Here is a 14506-nt window from a genome sequence, read left to right as displayed (position 1 = left end):
GCCCTCGCCCAGGCCCGCCAAGGAGCTCCGGGCTCCAACAGCGAGCGGGGCCCGTCAGCCCCGCCGGCCGTACTTCGAGAACGCCCGACACGCGTCAGCGGGTGCGGTGGGGATGTGGCGGCAGGGCGGCGGGCTCGCTTGGAGGGACGCCCGGCAGGGGCGGCGGGTGCGATGGGGGATGTGGCGGCAGGGCGGCCGGGCTCGCCTTCGAGGGACGCCCGGCAGGCGTCAGCGGGTGCCGGTGGGGGTGTGGCGTAGCGGGCGGCCGGGGAGGGCGCCTGTGGGGGTGGCGTACTCGATCACGGGGACGCCGTTGACCAGGACGTGGTGGACGCCCGCGGGGGTGCGGCGCGGGTCGTCGAAGGTGGCGGTGTCGCCGATCGTCTCGGGGTCGAAGAGCACCAGGTCGGCGTGGTGGCCGGGGCGCACCAGGCCGCGGCCGGCCAGCTTGAGGCGGCGGGCGGGGCGGCCGGTCAGGTGGGCCACGCACTCCTCCAGCGTCAGGACGCCTTCGTCGCGGACGTAGCGGCCGAGGTAACGCGGAAAGGTGCCCCAGGCGCGGGGGTGCGGCCGGGCGCCGGTGAGCAGGCCGTCGCTGCCGCCGGTGTGCGCCGGGTGCCGCATGATCGCCCGGACGTTCTCCTCGTCCCCGACGTGCTGCAGGATCGTGGTGCCCAGGCCGTCGTCCAGGAGCTGGCGGCGGAACACCTCGAACGGTGGACGCCCCGTACGGGCGGCCAGCGCGGCGATCGTGGCGCCCACCAGGCTCCCGAGGGCGGGTGAGCGGGTGCCGGAGATCTGGATCGTCTCCCACGCGACCGGCACACCGTGGCAGCCGTCGGAGCCCTCCCGCTCCATCACGTGCCGGATGCGCTCGGCCGTCGCCGGGTCGCGCAGCCGCGCGAGGGTGTGGTCGGGGCCGCCCTCGGACGCCCAGCCCGGCAGCAGCGCGGCGAGCGTCGTCGAGCCAGGCAGGTACGGGTAGGTGTCCAGCGTGATGTCGCAGCCGCCGGCCACGGCGTCGTCGATCAGGCTCAGCAGCTCCCCGGCCCTGCCCCGGTTGACGGGGAAGTTCATGGTCGCGTGGGCCAGGTGCAACGGGCAGCCCGACTCCCGCGACACCCGCACCATCTCGGCGTACGCCTCCAGCGCGCCCGCGCCGTACGAGCGGTGGTGCGGGGAGTAGTAGCCGCCCAGCTCGCCGACGACCCGGCACAGCTCCACCAGCTCGGCGGTGCCGGCGTACATGCCGGGGGTGTAGGTGAGGCCGCTGGACATGCCGACCGCGCCCTCGGCCATCGCCCGGGCGACGATCGCCTTCTGCTCCGCCAGCTCGGCCGGGGTGGCCGGCCGGTCGTCCCAGCCCATCACCAGCATCCGCACCGTCCCCTGCGGGACCAGGTAACAGGCGTTGACGGCGATGCCGCGGCCGAGCCGGTCGAGGTAGCCGGCGACCGAGCGCCAGTCCCAGTCGAACCCCTCCGGGTCGCCGTTCCAGCCGGCGATCTGCCTGCGGAGCTGCGCGAGCGTGGTGTCGTCCACCGGCGCGTACGACAGGCCGTCCTGCCCGAGCACCTCGCAGGTGACCCCCTGGGCGACCTTGGCCAGGTGGGCGGGCTCCGACAGCAGCGCGAGGTCGGAGTGGGAGTGCATGTCGACGAAGCCGGGCGCGAGCACGAGCCCGCGGGCGTCGACGTCCCCCGGCCCGCCCGGCGCGGCGCCGGGCCGCTCCGGCGTGATCTCGGCGATCCGCCCCCCGGCCACGGTGACGGTCGCCCGGTACGACGGCGCGCCGCTGCCGTCGGCGACCGTGGCCCCGCGGAAGACGCGCCCGCCGGGCATCAGAGGCGCCCGGGGGGCATCAGAAGTAGGTCCTGACGAGGTCGACGACCTCGGGGTCGTCGGCGAGGGAGTCGTCGACGACGGGGATCAGCGTCCACTTGTCGAGCGCCGTGCAGGGGTGGGACAGGCCGAGCCGGAGCACGTCGCCGCAGGCGAGGTCGGAGGCGGGATCGAGGGTGAGGAAGGTGTGCTGGTCCTTGACCGCGGTGACGCGGGCGCCGCGCAGGGCCGGCTCGCTTCCGGAACGGCCGCGCCCCCGCACGGCGTGCGGCTCGGGCAGCCCCTCGTCGAAGGGCAGGTCGCGTTTGCCGGCGTCGAGCAGCGCGAGCCCGGGCTCCGGGCGCGAGATCACCCGGGCCCACCCGTGCATGGCCGACCGCAGCGGCGCGGGCCCGGCACCCCGGGAGAAGGGCGAGAACTCGCGGTAGAAGCCGTCGTCGTGGATGACGTACGCGCCCGACCGCAGCACCAGGCGGGCGTCCAGCGGCCCGAGGACCTCCACCACCTGGTCGAAGTACGAGCTGCCGCCGGCCGTGACGACCGGCTCGTCCACCTCGTAGGTCACCCGCTCGTGCAGCGCCGCCAGCCGCCGCAGGAAGCCGTCGACCGCGCCGAGGCCGGCGGGCGAGGTGTCGTGGGCGAGGGCGCCCTCGTACCCGGCCACGCCGGCGAGCCGCAGGGTGGGGGCGGCGCGGACGGCCTCCGCGAGCGCGACGGCCTCGTCGTCCTCCCGCACGCCGGTGCGCCCGCCGGGCCCGCCCAGCTCGACGTACACGTCGACCGGACGGCCGGCGCCCGCCTCGCGCAGCGCGGCGTCCATGATCTGCACGGAGCGGGCCGAGTCGACCCAGGAGGTGAACGAGAAGCCGGGATCGGCGTCCAGCTCGGCGCTCACCCACGCCAGCCCGGCAGGGTCGAGCAGGCTCCCGGCGAGCATGAGGCGGCCGACGCCAAAGGACCGCGCGACCCGGAGCTGCGGCAGGTTCGCCAGCGTGATCCCCCACGCCCCGGCGGCGAGCTGGCGCCGCCACAGGGCCGGCGCCATGGTGGTCTTGCCGTGCGGGGCCAGCGAGGCGCCCGCCCGCTCCACCCAGGCGGCCATCGTGGCGATGTTGTGGTCGAGCGCGGAGCCGTCGAGGGTCAGCAGCGGGGTGCCCAGCCCGGACAGCCGCGGCCGGGTGGCGAGGTACTCCCCCACGGTCGGCGCTGCGCCGTGCGCACGGACGGGGGCGGCCTTGAAGCGCCAGTCGAGCGGCTCCTCGCCCAGAGCGGCGACGGCGGCGGCGATGCCCACCCGGCCTCCTCTCGCGCGGGCCGGCCCCCGAACCGGGGCCGTTTGCCCATGGTCAGGAGGGTAAGGGATCTCGACGAGACACGAGGCCCCGGGGAGGCCATGATGACAAGCTTCGGATACTTCCTGTCCTCCGAGGAGCACGGGCCCAAGGAACTGGTGCGGCAGGCCAAGATGGCCGAGCGCGCCGGGTTCGAGAGCCTGTGGATCTCCGACCACTACCACCCGTGGCTGGACGAACAGGGTCAGAGCCCGTTCGTCTGGACGGTGATCGGCGCGATCGCCGAGGCCACCTCGCTGCCGATCACGACGGCGGTGACGTGCCCGCTGGTGCGCATCCACCCGGCGGTCGTCGCCCAGGCGGCGGCCACCAGCGCGGCGATCACCGGCGGCCGGTTCCGGCTCGGCGTCGGCACCGGCGAGGCGCTCAACGAGCACATCATGAACAGCCGCTGGCCGCCCGCGAGCGAGCGGCTGGAGATGCTGGAGGAGGCCATCGAGCTGATGCGCGAGCTGTGGTCGGGCAAGCTGGTCACCCACCGGGGCACCCACTACAACGTGGACACCGCCCGCCTGTACACGCTTCCCGACGAGCCGCCGCCGGTGTACATGTCCGGCTTCGGCGACAAGTCGGTCGAGCTGGCCGGGCGGATCGCCGACGGCTACATCTGCACCGGCCCCGAGGCCGAGTTCGTCCAGAAGTTCCACGAGGCCGGGGGCGTGGGCAAGCCCGTCCAGGGCGGCCTCAAGGTCTGCTACGCCGACGACGAGGCGCAGGCGCGCAAGACCGTCCATCGCCTGTGGCCGACGCAGGGCATCGAGGGCGAGGCCGCCCAGCTGCTGCCGCTGCCGCGCCACTTCGAGCAGCTCGCCGGGATGGTCTCGGAGGAGGACGCCACCGCCTCCACGCCGTGCGGGCCCGACGTGGACGCCCACGTCGAGGCGGTCAAGAAGTACGTGGACGCGGGCTTCGACGAGGTCTACGTCAGCCAGATCGGGCACGAGCAGGACGCGTTCTTCGACTTCTACGGGCGCGAGGTGCTCCCCCGCCTCCGGTAGGCGGGGCGACGGCGCGCCGCCCGGACGGGCACCGGGCAACGGTTCGGTGACGACCCGGGCGGTGCGCCGCAACACGCGTTTACCGGAGACCGTCGGGGAAGACGCCGCTCACCTATTCGACCTCTACGAGGGGGCGGCGTGTTCACATCGCGGGTGTGCCGCACTGCGGCGGCGGTTGTGCTGGTCGGAAGCCTCGGAGCCTGCGGCGGCGTCGGTGCCGGCGGTGGCGGCGGCACCCGGAGCGGCGGGGGCGGGAGCCTCACGACCATGGGGTTCGGCCTTCCCGACGAGATCGCGACCGTCCGGGTGGACGCCTTCAAGAAGGCGTATCCGGGCGTCGAGGTCGCCATCAACCAGGGCCAGTTCGACGAGCAGGCGTTCCTGTCCGCCGTCGCCGCCGGCAACCCGCCCGACGTCGTCTACCTCGCCCGCGAACGCATCGGCACCTACGCCGCGCGCGGCGCCATCCAGCCGCTGGACGCCTGCGTCGCCAAGGAGGGCATCGCGACCGGCGACTTCTACCCGGCGGCGCAGCAGCAGGTGAAGTACGACGGCAAGTGGTACGCGATGCCGGAGTTCTACAACTCCATCGTGCTGCTGGTGAACAACAAGGCCGCCAAGGACGCCGGGGTGGCTCCGCAGGACATCGACACCTCCGACTGGGACGCCCTGGCGGCGCTGGCGAAGAAGATGAGCAAGGTCTCCGGCGGGAAGATCGAGCGGTTCGGCTTCTACCCCAAGCTGCCCGAGTTCCTGCCGCTGTGGGCCAAGGCCAACGGCGCGGACATCCTGACCGGCGACGGCCGCACCTCGCTGCTCGGCGACCCCAAGGTGGCCGAGGCGCTGGAGTACGGCGACCGGCTGGTGCGCTCGCAGGGCGGCTGGACGCGGCTGAAGGCCTTCGTCGACACCTTCGACTACTTCGGCGAGCAGAACCCGTTCGCCAAGGACCAGGTCGGCGCCATGCTCACCGAGCAGTTCGTCGTCAGCGCGATGGCGGGCACCTCCCCGGACGCCGACATCACCGTGCTGCCGTTCAAGGACCGGCAGGGCCGGCCGGTGAACAACGTCGGCGGAAACGCCTGGGTCGTCCCCAAGGGCGCGAAGAACCCCGACGCGGCGTGCCGGTGGATCAAGACGATGACCGCCGCCGACACCTGGGTCGCCGCCGCCAGGGCGCGCGCCGACAAGCGCGCCAAGGAGGGCAAGGTCAACATCGGCACGTACACCGGCAACGCCAAGGCCGACGAAGTGATCTTCTCGCAGATCGTGAAGCCGAGCGGGCACAAGGCGTACGACGACGCGGTGACCGTGATCCGCTCGGTACAGGAGGCCGGGTTCGTGGTGCCGCAGTCGGGCGCCGCCGCCGAGTTCACCAAGGCGTGGCAGGACGCCGCCACCCGCGTGCTGCTGGGACGCGCGAAGCCCGCCGAGTCGCTGCGCCAGGCCCAGGAGGAGACGCAGCGCGCGCTCGACGACGCGGGGCACTCGTGAGACGGCTTCGGCCGGAGACCCGCTGGGCGTACGTCTTCGTGCTGCCGTGGCTGGCCGGGCTGCTTGTGTTCCAGCTCGGCCCGATGGTCGCGAGCCTGGTGCTGTCGCTGACCGACTACGACCTGATCGACAGCCCCCGGTTCGCCGGCCTGGACAATTACACGCGCATGGCCGAGGACCCCAAGGTGGCCCGCGCGATCGGCAACACCGTGCTGTACACCGCGCTGCACGTGCCGCTGGCGATCGTGATCGCGCTGGCCCTGGCCCTGATCCTCAACCGGGTGACCGGGCGCGCGGCGGGGGTGTTCCGCACGGTGTTCTACCTGCCGTCCATGACGCCCTACGTCGCGGTCGGCGTCCTGTTCCTGTTCCTGCTCAACGGCCAGGCCGGCATGGTGAACCAGTTCCTGGCCCTGTTCGGGGTCTCCGGGCCGCAGTGGACCACCGACCCCGACTGGATGCTGGCGGGCATCGTGGTGATGTCCCTGTGGAACCTCGGCACGACGACGATCATCCTGTTCGCCGCGCTGCGCAACGTCCCGCGTGAGCTGAGCGAGGCCGCGATGATCGACGGCGCGGGCGCCTGGCAGCGGTTCCGCGCCGTCACCGTCCCCATGATCAGCTCGGCGCTGTTCTTCGTGGTGATCATCAACACGATCACCTCGCTGCAGATGTTCGACCAGGTCTACACGATGTACTTCAGCAGCCAGACCGCCCAGCAGGCGTCCGGCGACGCCGCCCTGTTCTACGTCGTCTACCTCTTCCAGCAGGCCTTCCAGTTCCTGCACATGGGCTACGCCTCGGCGCTGGCCTGGGTGCTGTTCGTGGTCATCGCGCTCATCACGCTCGTGCAGGTGAAGGTCGGCGGCCGGCTGGTGTACTACGAGGCCGAGGAGCACGCCTGATGGCCACGATCGAGCGCATCCAGGCGCCGGTGACGACGCCGGCCGGCGCGGCCGGGGACCGGCGGGCCGACGACGCGAGCCGGGGCACCCGCAGGGTGTTCTTCCTGGTCGTGCTGGCCGCCGCTTCGACGATCTTCCTGTACCCGTTCGTCTGGCTGGTCGTGGCCTCGCTCAAGCCGAGGGAGCGCACCTTCGCCGACCCCTTCGTGCCCTGGCCCACACCGTTCGCCCCGGGCAACTACGCGGCGGTCTGGGACGCCGCCCCCATGCTGACCTGGATGCTGAACTCGCTGGTGGTCGGGGTGGTGGCGGCGCTGACGGTCACGCTGTCGAGCGCGTTCATCGCGTTCGGCTTCGCGTACTTCCGCTTCCCGGGCCGCAACCTGCTCTTCGGCAGCGTGCTGGGCACCATGATGCTGCCCGCGGCGGTGACGCTCGTCCCGACGTACCTCATCTGGAACACGGTGGGGCTGACCGGCACGCAGGTGCCGCTGTGGGCGGGCAACCTGTTCGGGTCGGCGTTCTACATCTTCCTGCTGCGCCAGTTCCTGCTCGGCGTTCCCCGGTACGTGTTCGAGGCCGCCCGGGTGGACGGAGCCACCTACTTCGACCTGTTCCGGCGGATCGCGCTCCCGCTCGCCAGGCCCGCACTGATCATCGCGTTCATCTTCGAGCTCAAGGCGAGCTGGTTCGACCTGATGAAGCCGCTGATCTACCTTCAGGACCCGGCGCTGTTCACGCTGCCCCGCGGCCTGAAGGCGATCGTCGACCAGTTCTACCAGGGCGGCGACCCGAAATGGGAGATCGTCCTGGCGGCCGGAGTGCTCACCACTCTGCCGCTGATCATCGTGTTCTTCGTCGGGCAGCGCTATTTCGTGCAGGGCATCGCCACCACCGGAAACCGGGGTTAGACCCCTATCCCGCCCCGCGGGGGACGACGGGTACGGCCGACCCGTCAGCAGGGGTTCCCATACCCTTGTTGACGGTTCCGCCGCGTCATGCCGTGGTTTATCCAACCGCCTTACTGCGAATTGTTCGCAAATGCGGAAAGTTATGAAGAGTACCGTCGGCCATTCGATCTGCCCTGGTCAGAGCGGGGCGTGCAAGTGCGGAAAATGAGCACTTGCAGGGCTGCCACCCCGAGAATCGAAATGATCGGGTTGACGATCACGGGTGCAACCGGAATGGCGAGCCGTTGACGATTTCACGCGCGAATGTGCACCATCCGAGCATTCATGGATTCAATCCCTCTGCAGATGGACCCGGGGGCGAACATGCCGCGTGTCATCGAATACGTAGACCCCATTGAAGGATGCACCGGTTACCTGGTATATGACGGCGAGAACTGCCGGCTGGCCGCCGGGGGGTTCCGCGTCCAGCCGGGGCTCACCGCCGGCACCCTCACCGAGCTGGCCTCCCGCATGACGCTCAAGCAGCGGGTGCTGGGCATCAACGTCGACGGGGCCAAGTCCGGCCTCGCCTTCGACCCCAACAGCCCCGCCCACGCGGAGGTCCAGGCGCGGTTCCTCTCCTTCCTGTCCCACGAGCTGACCACCCGCTACAGCATGGGCTGCGACATGGGCACCCGGTTCGAGGAGCTGGAGGCCATCGCGGCGAGCGTCGGGGTCCCGTCGGTGAAGTACGCCGTGAAGCACGCCCAGGAGTTCGACGACGAGGAGTACTTCCGGCGCATGGCCCTGCTGGACGCCACCGTGGGCGGCCGGACGGTCGGCCGGCGACGCGCGGGCCACGCCCTCGCCCACGCCGCGTTCGGCGCCGCCGAGAGCGCGGGCTACCGGGCGGACGGCCTGCAGGTCGCCATCCAGGGGTTCGGCAACCTCGGCCGCTCCGCCGCCGAGTCGCTGGTCGAAGGCGGCGCGACGGTCATCGCGGTCGCCGACGAGCACGGCTGCGCGGTCGACCCGCGCGGCCTGGACATCCCCGCCATGCTCGGCAACCCGATGTCGATGCCCGTGACCGAGGCGGTGGCGCCGCTGCGGCGGCTGCCGCGCCAGGCGCTGTTCATGCTGCCGGTCGACGTGCTCGTCCTGGCCGCCGTCGAGAACGCCCTCACCGCCGAGCAGGCGGCCACGCTGTCGGTGCCCGTCGTGGTGGTCGGCGCCAACATGGGGATCACCGAGGCCGTCGAGATGCAGCTCGGCGACCGCGGCGTGGTCGTCGTGCCCGACTTCATCGGCGGCATCGGCGGCTCGGCCTCCATGGAGACCCTGTACGGCCCGAGCACCACGCCCGAACCGCACGAGGTGCTCGACGGCCTCGCGTACCTCATGCGCGAGCTCACCGGCGACGTCCTCGCCGGCGCCCGCCAGCGGACCATCTCGCCCCGGCACGTGGCGCTGGAGATGGCCGCCAACGCCGTCGTCTCCCCCGACCGCCGTCCCTACGGATCGAGCCCTTACAGCGGCGCCGCGCGCCGCCCGAAGGGCAACCGGCTCGCGAGCGCGGCCGCCCGCCGGAGCGGCCTGATCGCAACAGGAGAGAATCTATGAGCAGCGAACACCCCTGCGGCCACGATCGCAGCCACATCGTCGACTCGGCCTTCTACGGGCACCGCTACAGCACCAAGGCCAGCCGCCGCATCTTCTGCGACCGCTGCCGCTACCAGCGGTGGCTGGACGTCGAGGCGGCGCTGGCGCTGGAGCAGGGCGCGCTCGGCATCATCCCCGCCGACGCCGCCGAGCTGATCGCCGCCGCGGCCCGCATCGAGCGGATCGACCTGTCACGGGTTCGCGAGGAGATCCGCAAGACCAGCCACTCGCTGGTCGGCCTGCTGCGGGTGTTCCAGGACGCGTGCGAGGGCCAGTCCGGCGAGTTCGTCCACTACGGCGCGACCACGCAGGACATCCAGGACACCGCGCAGTCGGTGCAGATGCGCGACGTGCTGGACGAGCTCGACCGCCTGCTCGCCGCCATCGCCGCCCGCCTGGCCGACCTGGCGGACGAGCACGCCGAGACGGTCGCCCTGGGCCGCACGCACGCCCAGCCCGCGCTGCCGATCGGCTTCGGCCTGAAGGTCGCCGGATGGCTGGACGAGGTCGTCCGCAACGGCGAGCGGCTGCGCGGCATGCGCGAGCGGGTCTGCGCGGCCCAGCTCTTCGGCGGCGTCGGCACGATGGCCGGCTTCGGCGACCAGGCGCTGGAGCTGCTGGAGGGCTTCTCCGGCCGGCTCGGGCTGAGCGCCCCCAGGATGGGCTGGCACGTCGCCCGCGACCGCGTCGCCGAGTTCGTCTCGGGCGTGGCGATCACCGCCGGCACCATGGGCCGCATCGCCGACGAGGTCCGCATCCTGTCGCGCCCGGAGTTCGGCGAGGTCGAGACGGGCTGGCGGCACGGGCAGGTCGGCAGCAGCACCATGCCGCACAAGCGCAATCCCGAGGCCTGCGAGCAGGCCGTCGTGATGGCGCGCCTGGCCGCCGCCACGGTCAACGTCGGCCTGGCCGCGATGAGCGGCGACCACGAGCGCGACTCGCGCTCCCTGCGCCTGGAGTGGGCGTGCGTGCCCGACGTGGCGCACTACACGCTGTCCTCCTGCGAGATCGTGCTGTCCATCGTCAGCGGCCTCACCGTGCACACCGACAGGCTCATGGAGAACACCCAGGTCGTCGCCGCGGAGATCGCCAGCGAGCGGCTCATGCTGGCCCTCGGCCAGCACCTGGGCAAGCAGACGGCGCACGAGCAGGTGTACGAGCTGAGCCAGCAGGCGCGCTCCAGCGGCGCCCCGCTGGAGCAGCTCGTGCGGGAGAACGACAACATCCGGCTGCTGGACGCGCTGGAGCTGGACCGCATCTTCGACCCGCCGTCCTACCTCGGCAAGTCGGCCGCGCTGACCCGGCGCACGGTGGCCGAGGCCAGGGAGTTCGTCGCCACCGCGCGGACGCCCGAGGACGGGCCCGAGGACACGCATTGACGTCCGACACCCTGGTGACGCTGGGCGACGTCACCGACATCGTGCTGCCACGCCCGATCTTCGCGGCCATCGCCGGGCACGTCGTCCGTAAGCTCACCGGGCACTACCTGGAGGGCGAGACGCACGAGCGCAAGGCGTTCGGCATGCTGCTCGGACGCCAGCGCGGCACCACCATGCAGGTGACCGGGGTGTTCCCGCTCATGTTCAACCTGCGGCGCGACCCCTCGCACAGCGACGACATGGACGAGCTGGTCGACCAGCACGCCATCCCCTCGCAGACGCCCAACGAGCAACGCGGGTGGATCGCCCACCCGGCCGAGCTGCTGGCGATCGAGCGCTTCTGCGACGACAACGATCTGGTCGTCTTCGGCAACTACCACACCCACCGCGTCCCCTGGCCGCACGACCCGCGCCGAGACACCTGCACGCGCCTCGACCGGGTGCTGGCCGAGGGCTCCGGCCAGTGGACCTTCATCGTCTCCGCGGTCGACCTGCACGACACGTCGGTGCGGGCCTTCTTCGAGGGCGACAACGACCGGGAGGCCGAGGTGCGCTCGCCGGCGCTCCCCCGCATCGCCGCGACCCTCAGGGAAGGAATCTGATGGATCTCACCGAACAGTACGACGCGGTCATCCGCTTCCACGGCCACGAGTGCCCAGGGGCCGCGGTGGGCACGCGCATCGCCATGCTCGCGGTCTCGATCTACGGCAGGGACACCCAGGCCAACCGGCTCGTGGCCGTCGGTGAGACCGACGCGTGCGCCGCCGACGCCGTCCAGGTGCTCAGCGGGTGCACCTTCGGCAAGCGCAACCTGCTGCACGAGGACAACGGGAAGGTGGCGTTCACCTTCTGGAGCCCCGCCGACGGCACCGGGATCCGCGTCTCCGCCAAGCCCGGCAGCGACGTCTTCCGCAGCGAGGAGATCTGGGCGCTGGCGCGCAAGGTGGAGACCGGCGCCGCGACCGCGGAGGAGAACGCGCGTTTCTTCGAGTCGCAGTCGACCCGGATCCAGCGCATCCTCACCGCTCCGGTGGACGACATCCTGGCGGTCGAGCCGGTCACCGGCGAGCCGCCGCGCGCCAAGAAGCTGCAGCCGTTCGCGCCCTGTGACGGGTGCGCCGAGCAGACCAGCGCCGGCCTGCTGCACAACCACCGCGGGCAGAACCTGTGCCCGCCCTGCCACCTCGACGCGCACGGCGGGGAGCTGCCCGCCGACCACGCGGACCACGGTCACGGGCACGGACACGTCCACGGGCACGGCCACGGTCATGGCCACAGCTACGCACACCAGCACTGAGCCCGCCCGGCGGCCGCGCGGCGTGTCCACGCCGGCGGCCGCCGCGACGACCGAGAAAGGCAGCCCAAATGTCCGATGACTTCGCCGCCGTGTTCGAGGCGCCCGTCGACACGACGCCCGACCTGGACGAGCTGGTCGTGGCGACGATGACGTGGCACTTCTCGCCCGCCACGGGGAGCCCGTACTGGGTCGGCCGCGCGCCGGGGCTCGGCTTCGACCCGCTGACCGACGTCAGGACCTACGACGACCTGCGGCTCTTCGACGCCGTGCCGGTCGACTGGAGCTCCATTCCCGCCCAGACGCTGATCCCTCGCGGGTGCGCCGGCCGGCCCGGGCGCTTCGGCGTCTACGAGTCCGGCGGCGCGACCGGGGCGCCCAAGCGCATCGTCGACGCGACCTCGCGGCGGCGCAACATCGAGTTCCAGAACCTGCACCTCGACGAGCAGGGGTTCCCGACCGGCGACGGGCAGGCCGGATGGCTGCACATCGGCCCCACCGGTCCGCACATCATGGCCAAGAACATCGGCAACCTGTCGGAGCTGCGCGGCTTCACCCCCTTCTTCGTCGACCTCGACCCGCGGTGGGTCAGGCGGTGCATCGCCAACGGCCGCGAGGACGAGTCGAAGCTGTACGTGGACCACATCCTCGACCAGGTCAAGGACGTGCTGCTGTCGCAGGACATCCGGGCGGTCTCCACGACGCCGCGCGTGCTGGAGTCGATCGTGGCCCGCCACGACGTCTACAAAGTGCTCGGCGACAAGGTGCGCGGCGTGATCTGGGGCGGCACCAGCATGGACGCCGAGACGCTGCGCCTGCTGGAGCAGGAGGCGTTCCCCGAGGCGACCTTCGCCGGGGCGTACGGCAACACGATGATGGGCATGGCCCCGCAGCGCACCCGCAGGGAGGGCGACGCCTCGCCGTGCGTCTTCCGGCCGTTCTTCCCCTACACCGTGATGGAGGTCGTCGACCCGGTCGAGACCGACCGGCCGGTGGGCGTGGACGAGCGCGGCCGCGTGAAGATCACCTCGCTGACACGGGAGTTCTTCATGCCCCCGACGGCCGAGCGCGACATGGTCACGCGGCGGGCGCCGGCCGCAGGCTACCCCGGCATCGAGGTCTCCGACGTGCGGCCCGCCGAGGTCGCCGCCAAGGCCGTCATCGAGGGGGTCTACTGATGAGCGGCGAAGCCCCGTACAAGGTCTCGGTGATCAGGGCGGGCAGGGTCGCCTCGTCGGCCGAGACGACGCCGCTGCGCGGCGTCGACGGCACGCCGATCGCCGAGGTGGACACCGCTCCGCCGCTGGCCGCGTCGCTGACCGTCTCGGAGCTGCGGCGGCGCCACCCGCTCGGCGCCGCGCCCGCGCCCGACCCCGAGACGCTGCGGCTGGCCGGCCGGCTGTTCGCCACGGCGACGCTCGGCGGCATGACACCCGACGACTACTGCCAGGCCCAGGCCCGCGCCGGCGGCATCCCCATCAAGGTGGCGCGGCACTCGCTGGAGGACATGGCGGCGACCTGCGCGAACGTCGGCGAACGGGTGGCCGCCGAGCGCCCGGCGGGCACCGCGGGCGGGGTGCGGGCCGGGGAGATCAGGCCCATGTGGCTGCGCCGCGGCGACATCCTGTCGGTGATCGCGCCGAGCAACAACCCCGGCACCCACACCCAGTGGGTGCACGCCCTGGCGTACGGGTACCAGCTCGTGATCCGCCCGGGCACCAGGGACCCGTTCACCCCGTCGCGGCTGATCCTCGCGGCGCTGGAGGCGGGCGTCGAGCCGTCGCGGCTCTCGCTGCTGCCCGGCGGGCACGCCACCGGGGACGCGCTGGTCAAGGCCTCCGACCTGAGCCTGGTCTTCGGCGGCGACGCCGCCGTCAAGCGGTACGGATCCGACCGGCGGGTGATCCTGCGCGGCCCGGGACGGTCCAAGATCCTGCACACCGGCGAGATCACCGAGCGGGTGGTCGACTCCATCTGCGACTCGGTGGCCTACGACGCCGGGCTGCGGTGCACCAACGCCAGCGCGGTCTTCACCGACGGCGACCCGGCCGAGCTGGGCGAGGCCATCGCCCGGCGGCTCGGGGCCATGGTGGCCGCTCCGCCGCAGTCGCCGGACGCCGAGCTGCCCGTGCTGCCGGTGGAGCAGGCGCGGGCCATGCGCGCGCACCTGGAGTCGCGGCTCGCGGGCGCGGTCGACCTCGCGGGGGCCCGCCACCCCGAGGGCCCGCTGGCCGACCTCGGCGACGGCTCGGCGGCGCTGCGCCCCGCCGTCCTGGTGTGCGACCGCGCCGACCACCCCGGGGGCCGCGTCGAGCTTCCCTTCCCGTGCGTCTGGGTGCTGCCCTGGAGCCGGGGCAACCCGATCGAGCCGCTGCGCGACACCCTGGCGCTGTCGGTGCTCGGCGACGACCCCGGCCTGGCGGCGCTGGCGCTGCGCGAGCCGTCGATCCGCAAGGTCGTCTACGGTGGCCTGCCCACCCACGCGGCCGGGCCGACCAGCCCGCACGACGGCTACCTGAGCCAGGACCTCATGGAGGTCCGCGCCTACGGCATCGCCGCCGGCGCGCAGACGGCGGAGCGCCTCCCGGCGCACGCCGGAGCCGTCACCGCCTGACGCGACGCGCCGGCCGCGGTGGCACGTCTCCCCGGACGTCCCACCCCGGGCCGGGCGTCCTCGTGCGCGCCCGTGGACC

12 protein-coding genes are annotated in these 14506 nt (G+C 72.5%); 10 read left to right on the top strand and 2 right to left on the bottom strand.

The features are described from left to right. Nucleotides 1–228: 228 nt before the first annotated feature. Together PYR91_RS21670 and PYR91_RS21665 are read right to left on the bottom strand one after the other, a co-directional pair. Nucleotides 229–1842, bottom strand: a complete 1614-nt coding sequence (locus PYR91_RS21670; protein WP_279782228.1) for a D-aminoacylase — start codon at nt 1840–1842, stop codon at nt 229–231. 19 nt (nt 1843–1861) lie between these two features. Beyond that, nucleotides 1862–3136 (bottom strand): amino acid deaminase, encoded by a 1275-nt coding sequence (locus PYR91_RS21665; RefSeq protein WP_279782227.1) that lies wholly within the window; start codon nt 3134–3136, stop codon nt 1862–1864. A gap of 102 nt (nt 3137–3238) precedes the next feature. On the opposite strand from PYR91_RS21665, the gene PYR91_RS21660 reads away from it, so the two are divergent. The 10 genes from PYR91_RS21660 to PYR91_RS21615 all read left to right on the top strand — a co-directional run bounded on the left by PYR91_RS21660 (nt 3239) and on the right by PYR91_RS21615 (nt 14427). Next, complete coding sequence (locus tag PYR91_RS21660; protein ID WP_279782226.1) at nt 3239–4192, top strand: TIGR03557 family F420-dependent LLM class oxidoreductase; 954 nt, start codon at nt 3239–3241, stop codon at nt 4190–4192. A 267-nt stretch (nt 4193–4459) separates the two neighbouring features. Next, nucleotides 4460–5686 carry an extracellular solute-binding protein gene (locus PYR91_RS21655; RefSeq protein ID WP_279782225.1) on the top strand — a complete coding sequence of 409 codons (1227 nt, stop codon included), beginning with the start codon at nt 4460–4462 and terminating at the stop codon, nt 5684–5686. Beyond that, complete coding sequence (locus PYR91_RS21650; protein WP_279782223.1) at nt 5683–6591, top strand: sugar ABC transporter permease; 909 nt, start codon at nt 5683–5685, stop codon at nt 6589–6591. The genes PYR91_RS21655 and PYR91_RS21650 overlap by 4 nt, the downstream gene beginning before the upstream one ends. Continuing rightward, nucleotides 6591–7502 (top strand): carbohydrate ABC transporter permease, encoded by a 912-nt coding sequence (locus PYR91_RS21645; protein WP_279782221.1) that lies wholly within the window; start codon nt 6591–6593, stop codon nt 7500–7502. Before PYR91_RS21650 ends, PYR91_RS21645 begins: the two co-directional genes overlap by 1 nt. 324 nt (nt 7503–7826) lie before the next feature. After that, nucleotides 7827–9101 (top strand): Glu/Leu/Phe/Val dehydrogenase dimerization domain-containing protein, encoded by a 1275-nt coding sequence (locus PYR91_RS21640; RefSeq protein ID WP_279782219.1) that lies wholly within the window; start codon nt 7827–7829, stop codon nt 9099–9101. Next, nucleotides 9098–10519 (top strand): adenylosuccinate lyase family protein, encoded by a 1422-nt coding sequence (locus PYR91_RS21635; RefSeq protein ID WP_279782217.1) that lies wholly within the window; start codon nt 9098–9100, stop codon nt 10517–10519. Before PYR91_RS21640 ends, PYR91_RS21635 begins: the two co-directional genes overlap by 4 nt. Beyond that, entirely contained in the window at nt 10516–11121 is a 606-nt protein-coding gene (locus PYR91_RS21630; protein WP_279782215.1) for a hypothetical protein, read from the top strand. Before PYR91_RS21635 ends, PYR91_RS21630 begins: the two co-directional genes overlap by 4 nt. Continuing rightward, nucleotides 11121–11816 carry an FmdE family protein gene (locus tag PYR91_RS21625; RefSeq protein WP_279782214.1) on the top strand — a complete coding sequence of 232 codons (696 nt, stop codon included), beginning with the start codon at nt 11121–11123 and terminating at the stop codon, nt 11814–11816. The genes PYR91_RS21630 and PYR91_RS21625 overlap by 1 nt, the downstream gene beginning before the upstream one ends. Nucleotides 11817–11884: 68 nt before the next feature. Then, nucleotides 11885–12991, top strand: a complete 1107-nt coding sequence (locus tag PYR91_RS21620) for a phenazine biosynthesis protein (protein ID WP_279782212.1) — start codon at nt 11885–11887, stop codon at nt 12989–12991. Further along, nucleotides 12991–14427, top strand: a complete 1437-nt coding sequence (locus tag PYR91_RS21615; protein WP_279782210.1) for an aldehyde dehydrogenase family protein — start codon at nt 12991–12993, stop codon at nt 14425–14427. Before PYR91_RS21620 ends, PYR91_RS21615 begins: the two co-directional genes overlap by 1 nt. The last annotated feature ends 79 nt before the right edge of the window (nt 14428–14506 follow it).

The organism is Sphaerisporangium sp. TRM90804, from assembly GCF_029846175.1.
GTDB lineage: Bacteria > Actinomycetota > Actinomycetes > Streptosporangiales > Streptosporangiaceae > Sphaerisporangium.
The sequence above is the reverse complement of the archived record's forward strand: the minus strand, read 5'-3'. Positions and strand labels throughout refer to the sequence as shown.

What these genes read in the sequence shown, in the direction of transcription:
- PYR91_RS21620 (WP_279782212.1), top strand. Translation starts at nt 11,885, where the DNA reads ATGTCCGATGACTTCGCCGCCGTGTTCGAGGCGCCCGTCGACACGACG.
- PYR91_RS21660 (WP_279782226.1), top strand. Translation starts at nt 3,239, where the DNA reads ATGACAAGCTTCGGATACTTCCTGTCCTCCGAGGAGCACGGGCCCAAG.
- PYR91_RS21625 (WP_279782214.1), top strand. Translation starts at nt 11,121, where the DNA reads ATGGATCTCACCGAACAGTACGACGCGGTCATCCGCTTCCACGGCCAC.
- PYR91_RS21635 (WP_279782217.1), top strand. Translation starts at nt 9,098, where the DNA reads ATGAGCAGCGAACACCCCTGCGGCCACGATCGCAGCCACATCGTCGAC.
- PYR91_RS21640 (WP_279782219.1), top strand. Translation starts at nt 7,827, where the DNA reads ATGGATTCAATCCCTCTGCAGATGGACCCGGGGGCGAACATGCCGCGT.
- PYR91_RS21670 (WP_279782228.1), bottom strand. Translation starts at nt 1,842, where the DNA reads ATGCCCGGCGGGCGCGTCTTCCGCGGGGCCACGGTCGCCGACGGCAGC.
- PYR91_RS21655 (WP_279782225.1), top strand. Translation starts at nt 4,460, where the DNA reads ATGGGGTTCGGCCTTCCCGACGAGATCGCGACCGTCCGGGTGGACGCC.
- PYR91_RS21615 (WP_279782210.1), top strand. Translation starts at nt 12,991, where the DNA reads ATGAGCGGCGAAGCCCCGTACAAGGTCTCGGTGATCAGGGCGGGCAGG.
- PYR91_RS21645 (WP_279782221.1), top strand. Translation starts at nt 6,591, where the DNA reads ATGGCCACGATCGAGCGCATCCAGGCGCCGGTGACGACGCCGGCCGGC.